This window comes from Roseburia sp. 499 (genome assembly GCF_001940225.2).
Lineage (GTDB): Bacteria > Bacillota > Clostridia > Lachnospirales > Lachnospiraceae > Petralouisia.
This window is the reverse complement of the sequence record NZ_CP135164.1, coordinates 453312-471519: the sequence shown is the minus strand read 5'-3', so window position 1 is coordinate 471519 and position 18208 is coordinate 453312. Positions and strand designations below refer to the sequence as shown.

The window sequence follows — 18208 nt, the reverse complement described above, 5'->3', positions numbered from 1 at the left end:
TGCACCTCGCATTTTATGCTCGGTGTGTTTGGCGTTCACACTACTCATTCTCATGCAAGCATGAAATTCGTAGTGTTCACTGGTTTTGCAAGATGCGGAAAAGGTCGGACCTTTTCCCGAAAAATATATAAACGCCATCAGCGTTTACATCTTTTTTTCGTCTTGGCAGGAGCACCTGCACCCGATATATTTTACTGCTATCACACTTGATAGCAGATATTATGATATTGATATCTTTCTGGCACTTTTTGATAGCACTACACCATTTCAGTTTTCTTCGCTATCATAAGTGCCGGTTTTGATATCATTTCACCTGATTGTGATAGCAGCCATGCTATCACGAGAAAAAACTATCCAAATCCAGCATGTCATTTGCTTCAACATCTTTTTCCATGCCATTTTTAATCTCGCCGCCTTCTTTTGCTACTCTTTCAGCATCAGACATCATATTTGTCGCTGGTAAACCAGAAGCATGTGAAGCAGGCAAAGGATTTGAAGTTTGACCTGTTTGAATTCCAATAAGGTACGATGCAATAATCTGAGGAAGCTTTTCATCAATGATCGTTTCAACTGCTCCAGCTATTCTTTCAATGAGCGGTTCTTCCCAATCCTTCCTGTCAACTGTCGGACATTCTTCATTTAGTTCCATACCCCCAAGAAGATTGATTGCTGAAATTATGAAATCCTGTATGGAAGAATGTTTTTCAGCATTAATCTTCTGAAGAATGTCAAACGCCTTTTGATGCTCAGGATTATCTGAATAGAATCTGACAATTTTCTGTTCTTTCTTCTTCATTGTCTCACCTGCCCTCACTTCTCAGTTATCCGGCTATTCCAAGTTTCTTCTTTTTCAAGGCTACATAACAGAAATACTCATAGCCCTTTGCATTTGCATTGATGTCAAAGTTGAATGTGATTCTGCTTCTGTCAAATGTGCTGAAATGTTCCAAAAGCTTTGCTCCTCCGCCCAAGACATACATTTTCATTGTCTTTTCGTTGTATCCAAAATCAAATATTTTTGCAGTCAACTCCCTCACATACTCCTTTGCTGTTGCCTCCATCCAATATTCATATTCGGGATCAATATCTGCCATACGATTCATTAGAAATGTGTTGATGATTGAATCTGGCACATCTTCCTGAAACTTATCTAATAACGTCTGATGGATTTTCAAAGCACACTGACGTACTCCAAACAATTCCGTCCACATTTTATTTTCTACCGGTCTTCCATCTTGTAAGAACATTGCATTCATCGTTCCATTCCCAATGTCTACAATCATGTTCAAACCTTTAAATTCTGGCAGAAGTTCTGCAACCGCAGCATAACATTGTGGCATAACACTACAACCTGCAATTTCCACTTCAAATATTCTGCCTTTATATACAAATCTAATTTCAGAATTTTGAAGCATATATGCCTGAAATGACTCCTTTTGTGAATCCATCCATTTAAGCGGAACTCCCACTGCTAGATGAATTTTCTCACATCTAACATTCCTCAAGTACAGTTCCTTTGCAATTGCCGCAACAGTGAGGATGTAAAAATCATTATCCATCACTTTGTCTTTCGTATAATTTTTATGACCCTGATCCAGCACGTAATATTTGCCACCATAATACAAATAATCAGTACTCATTACCGGCTCTGTATCTCTCTCCACAAATCCATTACTGAATACTGTATTAGCTGTTTTTATATTTCCATAACCATGATCCACAGCCAAAATCAAAGTTCCGTCAATTCTAAGCTCTCTCATATAACGCTTCCTCCAATCTCTTCTTTATTTCTTTTTCACGAAGCTCTTTATTTTTCATAATTGCAACACGTCCATCGTGGGTAATTATTTCCTGTGCCACTTCCCATTTCTGTCTCTGCTGCACAAGCACCGACAAATAATCATCTGTTGAGCCAAGTGAAATTCCTGTCGCATTAATTATTTCATTCTCAAGTTCACAGGCATACTCCTGAAATTCCATAGCTTTTTCAATCAATGTTCCCTCTAACAGATACTTACGATGGAGTCTTCTGTCCAACTCAAACAACCATGTCATCCACAGTGTTCCATACTTGCCAACACCTGTAATTGTTGCATTATCACATGCTCCAAGAACAGGATATAAAAAATCTCCTCTCTGTTCGTACCTGATTCCATTCCTTTCAAAAAATGTCATTTCGTCAGTTTCTGTTGTATTCATATAACCACCAATCCTTTCTAGTCCGTTTCTTTTAAAATAGTTAAAATATGCTTCAATGGCATGAGCATCTCATCAAAATCAATGTCGCTCATATTTTCATCCTGCAAAAACTGCAATTCTTCCAGCATCGCTTCAAGATACATTTCCATTTTTCTTGCGACTTTCTTTCCCGCAACCACTCTCACTTCGTGCTTTAATAAGCACTGTATAATATAGTCCTGCTTGGAAAGACCACTCAACGCAACTTTCACATTAAGTTCCTGTGCCTCCTCCGGTGACATACGAAACGCCACCACTACATTTCTCCATCTGTTTTTTGCATCTAATCTCTTTTCGCTCATTTGATTCATCTCCTACCCATGGGATGCCATCACATCCCCTTGTTTTTATCCTGCAAGATACTTTTGTATATTAAGAATCTTATTATCGTTCTCGATTGATTCTTCCGACGTTACTTTTTCTTCAATAACCTTATTTACCTCAACATCTTCCACAACTTCATCTTGCACACCATCTTCATAGCTTGCGTTGACCTCATCCAATTTATCTGCCATAGCCACCTGCTTTGACGGGAACAAATGCGAGTAGCGATACGTGATATCTATACTCTCATGACCAACTCTGTCAGCGATTGCCACAGCTGAAAATCCAAGGTCAATCAAATGTGAAATGTGACTGTGACGAAGATCATGGATTCGAATCTTCTTTACTCCTGCAAGCTTTGAGCCTCTCTCCATCTCGTGGTGAAGAAAACTTTTTGTCACCTGAAAGATTCTTTCTGTAGGTTCCTGATCATAAAGCATTGCAAAATAATCCTGCATCTCCTCCGACAAAAACTTAGGAAGTTTTATCGTTCGATTGCTTTTTGGAGTCTTGGGTGTTGTAATAAAATCCTGCCCCTGCAACCTCTGATACGATTTATTGATACGGACTGTATTCTTATCAAAATCAAAATCCTCCGTTGTAAGAGCTAGCAACTCACCAAGTCTCATTCCAGTCCAATACAACATTTCAAATGCATAAAATGATATAGGCTTATCCACGATTGCATCAGAAAACTTTTTGTACTCCTCGGTAGTCCAGAAAAGCATTTCTTTATTTTCCTCTTTTCCCATGTTTCCTGCCTGTCTCGCCGGGTTTGATTTTAGATTATAAAACCTGCAGGCATGGTTAAAAATCGCACTCAGCGTATTATGCATGGTTTTTCTGTAAGTCTGAGAATAACTCTCACCATTTTCATATCGAAATCCTACCATCTCGTTCTGCCACTTTCTCACATCTCCTGCTGTAATCTCATTCATCTTCAGATTTTTGAAGTACGGTAAGATTTTTGTCTCCACAATGTGTTCCTTGGTAAGCCAGGTATTGAGCTTAACCCGATTCTTCACATCTTCTGTATATAACTTCCAGAACTCTCCGAATGTCATATCCAGATTATTTTCCTGACGAATCTTATAGTTACGCTCATAATCCAAAGCTTCCCTCTTTGTTGCAAATCCTCTTTTCTTTATTTGCTTATTATCCCCAGTCCAGTCCTTGCAATAGAATTTGACAAACCAAGTACCAGTCTTACTATCCTTATATGCTGGCATACTCATCATCTCCTTTTCCTATTGCCGATAGGACATCTTAAGTCCCACCGGCTTTGTGTACTAATATTTTTTGCTGTTATACAGCTTCTGTCATTCCATAAAATCGCTCTTCAAAATACTTACGACTAATCTTGCCACGAATAACTGCATAGCCTTTTTCTTTCAGTTCGTTATTCAACTGTCGCATAATGTTATAAGCAGCCGATTTTGAAATGCCCAGTATCTGCATCACATCATCTACTTTTAAAAACTTCTCGTTCATGCACTGCGCCTCCCTTCTTCCTGTGTTTAAATACAGAGATTTATGATACAGTCACAATAACTGCTGCATAAATTCTGTATTATGTATTTGTCCGTAGGAATTGTAATCAGATTTTTCCGTCCAACTGTTCACATTCCATAGCATTCAAAAATGTTGGCGTTCTCATATCGGCTCTGCCGGTGTTCCAACCAGCCTCATTACCCGAAAGATTATTTCAGATAATACCGCCCGCTCCTGCTCGAGGTATTCAGTCCACTTAGGGGAGTGTCTTCATTCGCTCGCTTCTTGAAAGGTCTTGGCAAATGTCTGTTAGATTTCCGATATCGCTCATTCATTTTTTCAATACTATATAGTATAGATAAATAGATTGTGATTATTCTATACCATATCATATTGAATTGTCAAGAAGTTTTTCTAATGTTTTTGTATAGAAAAACTTCCCTTTTCATTTTTTTCGTGTTATACTCTCCTTAAAAGTCCATAACACATCTAAATGGAGGGAACTACACTATGACAATAGGTGAAAGAATAAAGAAAATACGGGTATTCCGCAAAATGACAATGGATGACCTGGGTGGTGCTCTCGGTTTTGAGGGAAAAAATATGTCTGTCCGTATCTCTCAATACGAAACCGGTGCCCGCATTCCCGGTGATGATATGATTCAAAAGCTTGCCGACGCATTGCACTGTAATTACAAAGCAATCTCTGACTACAGTTTAGGTGCTGCGGAAGATATTATCGAAACACTCTTCTGGCTCGAGGAAAGTGCCTCTTCTCTTCCTGCACGAGGAAAAGGGACAAGATTTCCTGAGTACACTGCACCAGGTAATCTGATTCACTTAACTGCAATGACACCTTCAAAGCCTTCTGAAACAGCAAAACCAACTTATAACGAAGATGATTATGACTGCGCAGGTGCACCCGTTGCATTAACTTTTGAATATGGATTGGTAAATGACTTTTTGTCAGACTGGTGTGAAATGAAAACGAAATTAAATAATGGAGATATTTCTCCAAATGAATACTTTGAGTGGAAAATCACATGGCCGCATGCGTAAAGCATATTGCTTATCATCCGCTGTGCACCATCTCGATTCCGCTTCGCTTCATCTCGATGGAGGGCGTTCGCCCTATATGAATAGAAACTTGCTGTCTATGGAATGCAAGCATTCCAAGCCATCAATTTTCTATTCATGCACAGCTCACTTTAGTACCATTATAGTACCAAACGGCAAAAAACAAGCTCGCAAATGCCCATTTTATAGGCTTTTGCGAGCTTTTGAAAATTATTCAAACTCAATCGTTCCAGGTGGTTTTCCCGTACAATCATAAAATACGCGGTTAACCCCTTTCACTTCATTCACAATTCTATTTGTCACCTTGCTCAGCACTTTCCACGGAATCTGTGCTGCTTCTGCTGTCATGAAGTCAGAAGTATTTACTGCTCTAAGTGCTACTGCATAGTCATAAGTTCTAAAATCTCCCATAACTCCTACAGAACGCATATTAGTAAGTGCTGCAAAATACTGTCCTAACTGCTTGTCCAGTCCTGCCTTTGCAATCTCCTCGCGGTAGATAGCATCTGCATCCTGCACGATTTTTACCTTTTCTTCCGTTACTTCTCCGATGATACGGATACCAAGTCCCGGTCCTGGGAATGGCTGACGGAATACCAGATATTCCGGAATACCAAGTTCTAATCCTGCTTTTCTTACTTCATCCTTGAAAAGCATACGAAGCGGCTCGATGATTTCCTTGAAATCAACTACGTCCGGAAGTCCTCCCACGTTGTGGTGAGACTTGATAACTGCGGATTTTCCAAGTCCTGACTCGATAACGTCCGGATAAATGGTTCCCTGTACCAGATAGTCCACAGCTCCGATTTTCTTCGCTTCTTCTTCAAAAACACGGATAAATTCCGCACCAATAATCTTACGTTTTTCTTCCGGCTCTGTTACGCCCTTTAATTTATCATAATAACGCTGCTGTGCATTTACACGGATAAAGTTCAGCTCATAAGGTCCGTTTTGTCCAAATACAGCCTCCACCTCATCTCCTTCGTTTTTGCGAAGCAGACCATGATCTACGAATACACAAGTCAACTGCTTTCCGATTGCCTTTGAAAGTAAAACTGCTGCAACAGAAGAGTCTACACCACCGGACAATGCACACAGCACCTTACCGTTTCCGATTTTCTCACGAAGGCTCTGAATGGTAGTTTCCACAAAGGAATCCATCTTCCAGTCACCGGTACATCCACATACCTTGTAAACGAAATTGCTGAGCATTTTCATTCCTTCCTGAGTATGCATTACTTCCGGGTGAAACTGAGTTGCATATAATTTTCGCTCCGGACATGCCATAGCTGCTACCGGGCAAACCGGAGTATGTGCTGTTACCTTAAATCCTTCCGGTGCCTTTGCAATATAATCCGTATGACTCATCCAGCAAACTGTTTTTGAAGATACTCCTTCAAAAATCACATCTGTGTTGTCTATTTCTACTTCCGTATGACCATACTCACTGACAGGAGCTGTCTCTACTGTTCCGCCTAAAGTATATGCCATCAACTGTGAACCATAGCAGATTCCAAGAATTGGAATACCCAACTCAAAGATTTCCTTCTGATAATGAGGAGATGTTTCATCATAAACACTGTTCGGTCCGCCGGTAAAAATAATTCCCTTTGGATTCATTGCTTTGATTTCATCCAGACTCATTGTATATGGCTTTACTTCACAGTAGACATTACATTCACGCACACGACGTGCAATCAACTGATTGTACTGTCCGCCAAAGTCAAGAACGATTACTGTCTCTTTATTCAAAGTTCTTTCCTCCTACAACTTATTTCTATCTTTCCCTATTATATAGGAGGAATCGTGTATTTACAAGGGGAAAAGTTCGGAAACCCGAACTTTTCTATTTCACATCCTGTTTGCTATTGCGATACTGTACCGGTGTCATTCCATATTTTTTCTTAAACAAGCGGTTAAAATGCTCCACGTTTTGGTACCCTACGCTATCGGCAATGTTTTCCACCGTCATGCTTGTATTTTTCAGAAGGGTACGTGCCTTTTTCATTCGCACGGATTTTACAATTTCTCCAAAGGTCTTTCCTGACTTTTCCTTGATATACTTTGACAGATACGGTTTAGATAAATGCATCTGCTCTGTCAGTTCTTCCAAGGTTACAGTCAGATAGTTTTCCTGAATGTAGTTCATGATTTCATTCAAACGCTCATCTCTGCACTGGTCTAACTGTTTTACCGCATCCAATTTATTTACTGCTACGCAAAGTGCTGCGATAGAGGACTTAATAATATCTTCATCAATACCAACGCCCCAGTACATCTTTCCGTTACAGCTGATTCCCACATAGGTTACTGCCTTTGCGGAAGAACCGGTAGACATGGAGTGTTCTTCATATACGGACAATTCATAGCTTACGTTGAAATACTGCTTCAAAGCGTTACTTACCGCATCTAAACGTCCATTTCCATTTCCTGCTACCGTACGCACCTGTCCACCATGAGAAATGGTTGCCTCTGCCATGATTCCATCAACCTGCTTGAAATGACACTCTGCAATCTGGAAATATGGCATATCATTGACATAGTGCTCCTCAAAAATCTGGTAAACCAGTTGTGGAGAAAGTTCCATATGACGTCTGTCAGAAACTCCTTTTACTGTATAGCCCACTTCTTCACGCATTTTATCAGGAATAGTCATTCCATAATTCTGTTTCAGAATATAAGCAACGCCGCCCTTTCCGGACTGACTGTTAATACGAATAACGTCAGAATCATAAGTACGTCCCACATCCTTCGGGTCGATTGGCAGATATGGTACCGTCCATTTTCCATCCGGATTCTTTTCTCTGCATGCCATTCCCTTTGCAATAGCATCCTGATGGGACCCGGAAAATGCAGTAAATACCAGTTCTCCGGCATATGGCTGACGTGGAGAAACCTGCATTCTGGTACATCTCTCATAGACTTCTACAATTTTTGACATATCTGTAAAGTCAAGCTTTGGATCAACTCCATGTGAAAACATATTCATGGCAAGTGTTACGATGTCTACGTTTCCGGTACGCTCTCCGTTTCCAAACAAAGTTCCTTCGATACGGTCTGCTCCTGCTAAAATACCAAACTCTGCATCACAGATACCTACACCACGGTCGTTGTGCGGATGAAGGGAAAGTACTACATTTTCACGATATTTCATGTTCTTGCTCATGTACTCTACTTGTCCTGCAAAAACATGAGGCATTGCATTTTCTACGGTAGTTGGCAAATTGATAATTGCCTTATTATCTGCAGTTGGCTGCCATACATCAAGTACTGCATTGCAGACATCTAATGCATAATCTACTTCTGTTCCGGAAAAACTTTCCGGGCTATATTCGAAGGTAAAGTTTCCTTCTGTTTCATCTGCCAGTTTTTTCAAAAGAATTGCTCCATCAACGGCAATCTGCTTTATCTCTTCTTTGCTCTTCTTAAATACCTGTTCACGCTGTGCAAGAGAAGTAGAATTGTAAAGATGTACCACTGCATGAGGCGCACCCTTTACTGCTTCAAAAGTTTTACGAATAATGTGCTCTCTTGCCTGAGTCAGTACCTGAACAGTAACATCATCCGGTATCATGTTTCGTTCAATCAATGCACGCATAAAATTGTATTCTGTATCGGAAGCTGCCGGAAATCCTACTTCGATTTCCTTGAATCCTACGTCTACTAAGAGTTGGAAAAATTCCAGTTTTTCTTCCAGACTCATAGGCTCGATTAATGCCTGATTTCCATCACGCAAATCTACACTACACCAAATCGGTGCTTCTGTAATGTATTCTTTTTTCACCCAATCATAAGTTACTTCTGGTGGCATAAAATACTGTCGTTCATACTTTTCGTAGTTCTTCATTTCCAATCCTCCAAACTTTGATGCTAAAAAATCTATTAATGTAAAAAAGAATTCCGCTTGCGGAATTCGCCGCGCGCGAGCGGTGTCGTTTACGACTAAATTCTTCTCCGCGAGCTGCGATCTTTAGCGGAACGCTTTTTTATATCATAGGAAGCCATTCCTATGATATAAAAAATCTTCCGTTCCTACTATCCGAAACGGACAATAGAGACGAAAGATATAAAATCCTGCGCGGTACCACTCTACTTCATGTTTCCATGCACTCATCAGCACTTCCATGCTTATCTCTGTAACGGGAGAACCCGTCTCAGCCTACTATATACTTCAGCCGGAGGCTCCAAGGCCAGTTCACTGCATCGTCCCTGCCATCTTCCACCACCGATGGCTCTCTGTAAGTTCCTTTACAGCTACTATTCCTCTTCTTTGCTTTTCATGGGTCTTATGATAACATACATCTTTCGTACTGTATAGTGATAATTTTAATCAGTTTTCTTGATGTATATTATCATATTGTTACATAGTTGTCAATTTTCAATTGCATTTTACATATGCTGATGCAGATATTTTTCTCTTGTAGCAAGTCCCCCACGAATATGACGTTCCTGTTTATTCACGTCCAGAACCTTTCGTGCTTCTTTTGCAAGGGTTGGATTAATCTGGACAAGACGCTCTGTTACATCCTTATGTGCGGTTGGTACGATTTGGAACGGTCTCGTCTTTGGTTGTTTCATCATCAATCAGCACGGTTTCGTCCAGCCCCAGGTCTCCAATAAGGCGCAGGTAAATATCTACATTACCATCCTTGTCCACTTCGATTTTCTGAATCAGGCGTTTAAGCTGAGTGTTGGTCATTTCATGAACATCTGTAATATCCTCCATCTGCTTAAAGGTACTGTTAAGAATCGCCTCTAACTGCTCTCCTTTTGTCAGATGATAGGACACCATCTTCAATTCGTTTTCCAATCTATCAATCTCTTTTCTCATTCCACCGATTTTCTCATTTAATTCCTCTCTGGAAATCAAATCATCGGTATACATGTCCATATATTTTTCACGGGACTTGCGTAGCTTGTTCAGTTCTGCGTTCAGTTCCTTTTCATACTCGATATTTTCATCTTTTGCCTTGTAAACACGTTGGAATTCCTTGATCACATGGTCGATTACTTTTTTCTTTTTGCTGAGTACATCCTGGAAGTACTCCTGTAATACCTGAATCAGTTCTTCCTCATCCACCGTCACTGCATTCGGGCAGCTATCCGCACCACGACCATTGTGACCGGAGCATACCCATCGTACATAGGTATTCTTATACTGACGGACAGTTCTACGGAAAGACCAACCGCAGTCCTTGCACTTAATCAGGGTAGAGAACAAATACTTGTTGCTCTGACGTTCATGAGTTAGTTTAAAAGAGTCATGACGACCTCTCAAAATCTCCTGAGCCCTATCAAAGGTTTCATCATCAATAATACGAAGTTCCGGACGGACAGTCACCAACCATTCAGACTCATCTTTTTCTTTTCTCTGGCCGGTCAGAAAATCCGCAATTTCTTCTTTGCCGTTAATAATCTTACCGGTATATATCTCGTTGGTCAGAATACGACAGATTGAATTCTGGCTCCAGTTATTTCCTCGTTTTGTTTTGACGCCACGCTCGTTAAGCATGTTGGCAATTTTCGCTCCGCCAAAGCCTTCTTCTGTATACCACTTATACATCTGACGGATAACCTTTGCTTCCTCTTCATTGATGGATAGATTGAAATAGTCACCGATGGTCTTATCGTATCCATAAACAATGTTTGGCACTCGACCTTTTTCCGCATTCATCTTCTTACCAAATTTGATACGCTTAGATGTGTTCGCACTTTCCTCTTGGGCTAATGCACCAAAAATTGTTAGTACAAACTCGCTGTTACCCATACTTGTCATATTTGCGGTAAGAAACTGTGTCTCGATACCAAGTGCTTTTAGTTTACGGACACTCTGAAGTAAATCAACGGTATTTCTGGCAAATCGAGAGATATCCTTTACCACAACCATATCAAATAAGCCTTTTTCAGCGTCTGCAAGCATACGCTGGAATTCCTTACGATTTTTGATTTTGGTTCCGGAAATACCTTCATCTGCATATAATTTAATAAGGTTGTCCCCTGTACGTTTTGTATATTCTAAGAAGAACTCTTTCTGGGTCTCTAAGCTGTTGAGTTGGTCTTCTTTATCTGTGGAAACTCGGCAATATGCTGCGATGTTCATTTTTATCAACCTTTCTGTTAGAGTTGTTGCGTTCTGTTACAACTATTATACCCTTTAAAACGTAAAAAGCAAGACACTATCGTATAGAATCCGATAATATCTTGCAAAACATCGCATAATCAATATATCTAATTTTTACGAACTTTTTTCTACTGATTTGGAATATACAAATTTTTCAAACTCTCTATGCAATACAAATTCTGTTATATCACGTCGTCTTAATTTTATACTCAACAAATTATAGATTTCTTCTTTAGTCATTGCTTCTCTATGGCTTAATGCCGAACCAATAATCCCATTAATTCTATAGCTAGCTTTCTTTATATTCCTCTCTTCCGTATACAGTTCACTCAGAATTTCCTTAATCAGTATTCTACTATCAGCATAAGAAATGTAAACGCCTCATAGTGGGTACTCCCACATAGGTAGCCGCTCCGAAGAGCGGCGTTATTTAAAAATTATTTTCTGCATTCCTCTGGCAGTTTTTCTGACCATGGAAGCAGATTTTCACAGAAACTTACATCACGGTCATCCATGTGTTTTGGGATTTCTGTCAAAAGATATTCAAAATAATTATAAGGCTTCAGGTTATTGGCCTTGGCCGTTTCAGCGATACTATAGATAATTGCGCTGGATTCCGCTCCGGCGATTGTATCAATCATTACCCAGTTTTTCTTGCCAACGCAGAACGGACGGATTGTCTGTTCTGCAGCATTGTTATCTAGTGGAACTTCACCATCCTCCAGGAAATATCTAAGGTACTTTTCCTGATTGAGGGAATAAGCAAACCCATTTGCAGTCTTGCTCTTGGCCGGAACCTTTAACAGGTTTTGGCTAATCCACGCAAAATAGGCATCAACCAGTGGCTTAACTGTCAGCTGGCGATGTTGTTGACGTTCCTCAGGACTTCTGTCCTTTAACGTGTTGTCCTCGCGATAAATCGCTTGAATCTGCTTGAGTGCCAGATATGCAAGTGATGATTTCTGGTTCGCTTTCGGTAAAGCTTTTACAGCCTCATCGAATCGTCGCCTTGCATGTGCCCAACACCCGGCAATCCGTAGGTCTTCTCGTTCCTTTTCAATCGTGTGATAGACCTGATAGCCATCCGTTACACACACTCCTTTAAAGTTCTTTAAGAACTCCCTGGGATGGCTTGCATTACGGGTGGGCTGATACTCGTATAGGACGATTTGTTTCCCAGGATATGTAGCTCCTGTACGGTACACCCACATATAATGTCTGGAGCCTTCGGTTCGGTTTTCTTTTGTGACCCGTACCGGTGTTTCATCTGCCTGAAGCACATGATAATCATAAAGTTTCTCATGCAGATAATCATACAGGATAGAGAGATATCTCTCAGCACATTGGATGGTCCACCGGGCCATATCTGTCCGGTCAATGGCAAGTCCCATCCTTTGAAATTCCTGTTCCTGACGGTACAGAGGTGCCGCATTTACATACTTTGCATTCCAGATGCCGGCAAGTAAGGATGGAGACACCAGACTATTTCTTAACAGATAAGCAGGATGATCCGCCTTTTTGAAATGATTATCCTTTTTTGATTTATATACACCGACATGATGTTGTTCAAGCTCCACCTTCATAGGTGTGAAACGATAGCGGTTGTAGATTTCATCATCCAGCTGATACCATCCGTCCTCGCCAAACTCGGCAACCAGTTCTTCCACGGTCATCTTATGTTCAATAGGAATGACAGGAAGGTTCCTTATATCAGCAGTACGTTTTCCTTTGGTCTTTTTTGAACGCAACTTTTCCGGAACATCTTCATCATCCAGAGCCTCTTCACCAAGTGAAGCAACCGCTTCTGCTTCGTTGAAGTAGATGATATTTCCATCGACTTCCATAAACCGGATCTGATTTTCTGTATCCAGCTTTTCGGAAGATCTGCCGAAGCGGTTGCTGTTTAATACAGCGACCTGCTCCAATAGCAACTGTAGCTTCTGATCAATGTCTTTCAGCTGCGACTGCTGTACAAGGAATAGCTGAACAAGCGTAGCCTTATCAAAGTTATTCAGTTGTTCTTCTGTATATTCCATCGCCATATTGAACCTCTTTTCTGATGGCTCTATTATAGCAGATATGGACAAAACATGCGAATATCTCTCATTTCAACTTCCGTCATAATGCCTATAGTTACAAGACTTTGTAAGACGGATATAAGGACTTATAATTCTGGCCTTTTGAAATGATTGATATAAATAACAACTGCATAGAGACAATTATGCGTGCTTATAATGCAGTTTATTGGACTTACAGATAGTGCAGATTCAGAGATTTTATGGAGTAAAACCGGCTCAAAAATTTCAGCCTTTTGCACAAATATCATGCCATGAATTCCGGTGGTTCAACCGGACGGACAGACTTCTTGGGTTCCGTTGTCAGGCCTTCCATAAGCCAGCGGAACTGCTGGGGAGTCAAAGCTTTTACTTCAGCTTCGTTCCGAGGCCAGATAAACCTGCCTTGTTCCAGGCGTTTGTACAGGAGAAGGAATCCATCCTTTTCCCATACAAGTCCTTTGATGCGATCAGATTTGCGTCCGCAGAAAAGATACAGGGTATCAGGGACATATGGATTGTTTCCCGTTTTCTGATCAATTATGGAAGCCAGTGTATCTATACCGGATCTCAGGTCGGTGTAGCCACAAACGATATACACTTGTTTGAAACAGGTAGCGTCATTTAACATGAGCAACCACCCCAAGGACTTTCGCCAGAAGAGCTGTAGATGTTTCTTCGGTTATTCTAATTGTAACTCCATTGATTTCAAGTTCTAATGCTGATGTTTCTTTGGAATTATCGGGGATAGATGGATTACCATCCGGAGCCATTACTTCCATAGGAACAGGTACGATAGCCTGTTGGGCAATGCTTTCAGGAATAACTTCAAGACAGGCCTTTCGTACAGCCCGCATACGATAATAATAATCACATTTAGTAATCGAATGATTATCACACCACTCGCCAACTGTCATTCCTGCCGGTCTGGCATTGCACTCTTGTACCATTGATGCCCATTCCTTTAATCGGACGTTGCGTGCGATGAGCGAAGTTTGAGAATTCATAGACAATACCTCCAATCAAGTATAAAAAGTTGAGCCTCAACTTTTTATACAAAAGTAAATTTGTTATGTCTATTTTCTCAAATTTGTTGGTCAAGTTCTATGTACTGACTATGAGGCGCTTACTAAGAAATTTTCTCTTTAATCGCATAATACGGTTCTTTAATCAATATCATTGTCCAGCCATTTCCAAAATCCACATCATAGAAATCATACTCAAACAATTCACATTCATCCGTTAAATCTTGTTTATCACTGTGATATAATTGCATAAGAGACTTTTCATTTTTATAATGTTTCACACACTTATTTTCAGCAAACAAATAGGCATTATATATCTGAGAAATTTGATTTAATACAGCCCCCATCCAACAACACCATGCACTAAAATTATTACCAAATATAAATTCAAGCGCATTCACTACATTTTCCTTTGTTCTAAATGCAATTTCAATCTGTTCCAATGATGGACATTCAGGAAAAACATAATGGCATACTTGATAATTTCCAATTTCGAACTCTTCTTTGTAAAGACACAGATTATCCCAAACATCATATTCATCATATCCTTGAAAGTACAAAGCCATTCTTCTATCGGATATAAATTTCTTAGGAAAAAACATTTCTCTACTAACAACGATTACATTGCCCGACTTCATTGCATTTTCCAACGCATAAAAGCATGCCATAATAGATGTATTCGCGATGTTACAAAGTTGTTTAACATTATATTCCAAGCTTCTATTTCCATTCCTAGTCAACATCTCTTTTACCCATTCTGTCGGCATCAATATCTCGGATGCAAATACATTTGCTTCATGTTCTTGAATATCTAATTTGTTATGTTCTGAATACTCATTATCCGTTACACACAGTGTAACATCACTATGCCAGCTAATAAATATGTGACCTAATTCATGAGCCAAAGTAAAGCGCTTTCTTGGCTCATACTGAATAGCAGAGTTTAACACTATCTTTAAATCAGAATCCTTTAAATCAGAATAGCCATCTGCGTTCGTTCCAAGATTTTCTTCAACACAAGTTATTCCCTTGTCTTGAATAATCCCCGCCATATCAATAGGCGGATGTAGCTTATACTTCGCCATAACTCTTTGTGCAATTTTTCTAACTTGTTTCTCTTTATTCTCCATCTTTTTTATACTTCTTTACTTCCTCCAAATTATATGATCTGGCAGCAATTTTATCTCCTTTAGTCATATTGATATAATCATTATAGTTTATAGTATGTCTTCTACAATAAAGGATATCTCTCACTACATCATTTCCATATATCAACCAATCGCGATATTCTTCATCTGTAAATCCTAAAAATTCACATAACGATACATTCGTCTCGTGAGTATGCCAGTATTCTACATAATCATCTACTTCATCAACAAACAGCCCCTCTTCAAGACAATCTAAAACAAAATTCTTATACATCACTTAACCTCCTATCCTTGCGTGCAGGCTTAATCAATTCTCCTGTTTCTGCGTCTAGTGCACCCAAATGCCAACCCCGCTTATTAAACACCTCTATTTCTCCATGCTTCTCATCCCACGAATATAATCTACCATTACCTCTATACACTTTTCTTCCATCAATCACTTTATAAAACTCAAATTGATCCATATAGCAGGGTTTAGGCTTTGCTACATACGGCATATTAATCTCCTTTCCATTGGCTTACTTTATAGTCACATCCGAGTATCCACCATAAGAACAACTTCCTATATTTCCGTAATTTCCATAATTCCCTACATTCCCATAGTTTCCATATACGCCAAACGACACCGACTTATAAGGAGAGTTATTTCTATAAAGTAATCTATTTTTGTCAACTATCTCTCCCAAATACCTTCCATGCATATCAATGAAAATACCTTCTCGCTCTAAAAAATGCCCTATATTCCTACCATGTGTATCGTGCAGCTGACCATTCACAAAATTTGCTATATGTTTTCCATGACTATCATGTAAATCTATCATCTTTCTTCCTCCCTATATAGTCAAGTCTTTTTTCCCTTAAAATAAGGGATTTGTTTAAATTGTTTCTCAGTAAAACGAGCCATCATCATGGATATTTCTCTGCATCTGGTGCAAAAATAGTGGTTTCTGGGTACACGAATTAAAACGTCTCGATTGTTTCGTTTTAAATGGCCTTGTGTATACCCGTCCCTCTATGGTGATGTACCTCCCATGTCTACCAGGATCATCTCACATTTTGGAGAGTCCTCACTTCCTTCGTTCCACCTATCCATAACCAGGGTGTCAGCTTAGCTCCTTTGCAGGGTCATGCCCTCTGGAAAATATTCCTGCCGACTACTGGCTCATACTTTGTAAATTTTGTTACTGACTGTTTCTATGAAAGCACCTTGCGGCGGACGTTTACCTCTCATTTCCACTTTTGCCGATTACTCAGCTTTTATTCTTGTCAGCCCTTATCGTGGCTGAGCAAAACAATCCTTTCCTAATTGCTTTGTTCAACCGCGATAACAAGCTTGGGTTTCTGTGTTTCTTTTAATTCAGTGCCAATGCCGGACGCTGTATATCTTCAAGCATTTTCGTTCCGTCATATGCAACACCCTTGGTTAATATCGTATAAAATATACGTATTACCTTACACGCAACCGCTATTACCGACTGCATTTTCTTCAATGGATTCCGTTCTCTTGTTCTATAATAATTATGGATTTCCTTAAACTCTGCATTCTTTCCTATTAACGATATTGCCGCTTCATATAAAACATAGCGCAGCCTTTTTCTTCCACGATAACTGATATGACTTTCTCCGTTATGCTTTCCTGAATCATTGCTAACGATTGCATATCCGGCCAACTTCTGTAACTGCTTTGGATTGTCAAAACGTCTTATATCTCCAACCTCTGCAATAAATCCACAGATTGTTATCATACCAATCCCTTTTATCTCCAAGAGTTTATCTATATATGGAATCTCATACAGTTTTTCTTCTATTGTCTGCATCAAATCATTCATTCGACAAGTATACATTTCATAATCACCAAGCAAAATCTGAAGTTCTACTCTTGCTGCTTCTGGTGCTTCTTGACTTCCGATACTATGCTCTGCTTTATTTACCAGGGTCTTTGCCCTCTTAATTCCTACTGCTCTCAGCTTCGCATCTCGCCATATTTTATTCACTCCATCAACTCCAAGTCTTACGATATCCCCCGGCAATGGTGCCTGCTTTAAAATCATCATTCCACTTACGGCATCAAGATTCCCATAAACATCCTTGTATTCTGGAAAGTAAATGCTAAACCAACGTGCAATTCGATTTTTGATTCGAGTTATTTCTTCCTGTGTCTGGAATCTTAAATTTGAAAGATTTCTTATTTCCGCATAAATTCCTGATGGAATATATGGATAGGAAAATCTTCCTTCGTTTACCAACGCAGCAATTGTCTTCGGATCTTTTCGATCATTCTTGTTCGGATTATTGTCATCCAATTCCTTTGATTTTTTTACATGATGTGGATTCACATGCACCGGGCGCATTCCTAAGTTTTGTAGAAACATTCCTAAACCAAACCAGTAGTGTCCTGTAGGCTCCATGCCTGGGAGCACTACCTCTTTGTCGTGATTTTCAGCAATTTCATCCATCCAGTTCTTAAACGCCATAAAACCTTCTTCATCATTGCTGAATGCAAATGGTTTTCTTGAATACTCATAATTACGCCAATCAAATGCTCTTGCATAATGCACTTGACTACCAACATCAATACCAACAATCAAAGTTTTTTCTGTTATTGATGCAATTTTACTGTTTTGTGTGTTATACTTCATTTTAGATACCTCTCTGTTTAATAAGATTTTTTACTAACCGTGCAAAGTCAGTAATCTTATTTTACACTGAGGTATTTTTTTCTCAACCTTC

18 protein-coding genes, 1 pseudogene and 1 other annotated feature are annotated in these 18208 nt (G+C 39.6%); of the genes and pseudogenes, 1 reads left to right on the top strand and 18 read right to left on the bottom strand.

The annotated features are described in order from the left end of the window. Nucleotides 1-337: 337 nt before the first annotated feature. The 6 genes from BIV20_RS02505 to BIV20_RS02480 form a co-directional block, all read right to left on the bottom strand. The gene (locus BIV20_RS02505) at nt 338-796 is read right to left on the bottom strand and encodes a hypothetical protein (protein ID WP_075717750.1); all 459 of its coding nucleotides are present in this window, start codon (nt 794-796) and stop codon (nt 338-340) included. A gap of 25 nt (nt 797-821) precedes the next feature. After that, nucleotides 822-1760 carry a ParM/StbA family protein gene (locus BIV20_RS02500; RefSeq protein ID WP_075717748.1) on the bottom strand — a complete coding sequence of 313 codons (939 nt, stop codon included), beginning with the start codon at nt 1758-1760 and terminating at the stop codon, nt 822-824. After that, complete coding sequence (locus BIV20_RS02495) at nt 1747-2199, bottom strand: TnpV protein (RefSeq protein ID WP_075717746.1); 453 nt, start codon at nt 2197-2199, stop codon at nt 1747-1749. Before BIV20_RS02495 ends, BIV20_RS02500 begins: the two co-directional genes overlap by 14 nt. Before the next feature lie 17 nt (nt 2200-2216). Further along, nucleotides 2217-2540, bottom strand: a complete 324-nt coding sequence (locus tag BIV20_RS02490; protein WP_075717744.1) for a plasmid mobilization protein — start codon at nt 2538-2540, stop codon at nt 2217-2219. A gap of 45 nt (nt 2541-2585) precedes the next feature. Continuing rightward, nucleotides 2586-3791 carry a site-specific integrase gene (locus BIV20_RS02485; RefSeq protein WP_075717742.1) on the bottom strand — a complete coding sequence of 402 codons (1206 nt, stop codon included), beginning with the start codon at nt 3789-3791 and terminating at the stop codon, nt 2586-2588. 76 nt (nt 3792-3867) lie between these two features. Further along, nucleotides 3868-4053 (bottom strand): helix-turn-helix domain-containing protein, encoded by a 186-nt coding sequence (locus BIV20_RS02480; protein ID WP_075717740.1) that lies wholly within the window; start codon nt 4051-4053, stop codon nt 3868-3870. Nucleotides 4054-4563: 510 nt separating this feature from the next. Between BIV20_RS02480 and BIV20_RS02475 the strand changes: the two genes are divergently transcribed. Then, nucleotides 4564-5112, top strand: a complete 549-nt coding sequence (locus tag BIV20_RS02475) for a helix-turn-helix domain-containing protein (protein ID WP_075717738.1) — start codon at nt 4564-4566, stop codon at nt 5110-5112. Nucleotides 5113-5340: 228 nt separating this feature from the next. On the opposite strand, the gene guaA is transcribed toward BIV20_RS02475, so the two are convergent. From guaA to BIV20_RS02415, 12 genes and pseudogenes are all read right to left on the bottom strand, one after another. Next, entirely contained in the window at nt 5341-6882 is a 1542-nt protein-coding gene (gene guaA, locus BIV20_RS02470; protein ID WP_330554401.1) for a glutamine-hydrolyzing GMP synthase, read from the bottom strand. A gap of 94 nt (nt 6883-6976) precedes the next feature. Further along, nucleotides 6977-8977, bottom strand: coding sequence for a 2-isopropylmalate synthase (locus BIV20_RS02465; RefSeq protein ID WP_075717734.1), 2001 nt, complete (start codon nt 8975-8977; stop codon nt 6977-6979). Nucleotides 8978-9180: 203 nt separating this feature from the next. After that, nucleotides 9181-9410: a binding site (T-box leader), on the bottom strand. A gap of 109 nt (nt 9411-9519) precedes the next feature. After that, nucleotides 9520-9669: pseudogene (locus tag BIV20_RS02460) on the bottom strand (sporulation transcriptional regulator SpoIIID); the annotation flags it as partial. Then, nucleotides 9659-11230 (bottom strand): recombinase family protein, encoded by a 1572-nt coding sequence (locus BIV20_RS02455; RefSeq protein WP_075722036.1) that lies wholly within the window; start codon nt 11228-11230, stop codon nt 9659-9661. The pseudogene BIV20_RS02460 and the gene BIV20_RS02455, both read right to left, overlap by 11 nt. Nucleotides 11231-11688: 458 nt before the next feature. Continuing rightward, entirely contained in the window at nt 11689-13293 is a 1605-nt protein-coding gene (gene tnpC, locus BIV20_RS02450) for an IS66 family transposase (RefSeq protein WP_075720359.1), read from the bottom strand. Nucleotides 13294-13573: 280 nt separating this feature from the next. Continuing rightward, entirely contained in the window at nt 13574-13936 is a 363-nt protein-coding gene (gene tnpB, locus BIV20_RS02445) for an IS66 family insertion sequence element accessory protein TnpB (RefSeq protein WP_075720361.1), read from the bottom strand. Continuing rightward, nucleotides 13926-14312 carry a hypothetical protein gene (locus BIV20_RS02440; RefSeq protein ID WP_075718093.1) on the bottom strand — a complete coding sequence of 129 codons (387 nt, stop codon included), beginning with the start codon at nt 14310-14312 and terminating at the stop codon, nt 13926-13928. The genes tnpB and BIV20_RS02440 overlap by 11 nt, the downstream gene beginning before the upstream one ends. 122 nt (nt 14313-14434) lie before the next feature. Next, nucleotides 14435-15460, bottom strand: coding sequence for an ImmA/IrrE family metallo-endopeptidase (locus BIV20_RS02435; RefSeq protein WP_075722038.1), 1026 nt, complete (start codon nt 15458-15460; stop codon nt 14435-14437). Then, nucleotides 15450-15752 carry a hypothetical protein gene (locus BIV20_RS02430; RefSeq protein WP_075722039.1) on the bottom strand — a complete coding sequence of 101 codons (303 nt, stop codon included), beginning with the start codon at nt 15750-15752 and terminating at the stop codon, nt 15450-15452. The genes BIV20_RS02435 and BIV20_RS02430 overlap by 11 nt, the downstream gene beginning before the upstream one ends. Beyond that, complete coding sequence (locus BIV20_RS02425) at nt 15745-15975, bottom strand: colicin E3/pyocin S6 family cytotoxin (RefSeq protein WP_075722040.1); 231 nt, start codon at nt 15973-15975, stop codon at nt 15745-15747. Before BIV20_RS02425 ends, BIV20_RS02430 begins: the two co-directional genes overlap by 8 nt. Nucleotides 15976-15996: 21 nt before the next feature. Beyond that, the gene (locus tag BIV20_RS02420; RefSeq protein WP_075722041.1) at nt 15997-16299 is read right to left on the bottom strand and encodes a hypothetical protein; all 303 of its coding nucleotides are present in this window, start codon (nt 16297-16299) and stop codon (nt 15997-15999) included. 531 nt (nt 16300-16830) lie between these two features. After that, complete coding sequence (locus tag BIV20_RS02415; RefSeq protein WP_075718156.1) at nt 16831-18117, bottom strand: IS110 family transposase; 1287 nt, start codon at nt 18115-18117, stop codon at nt 16831-16833. Nucleotides 18118-18208 lie beyond the last annotated feature (91 nt).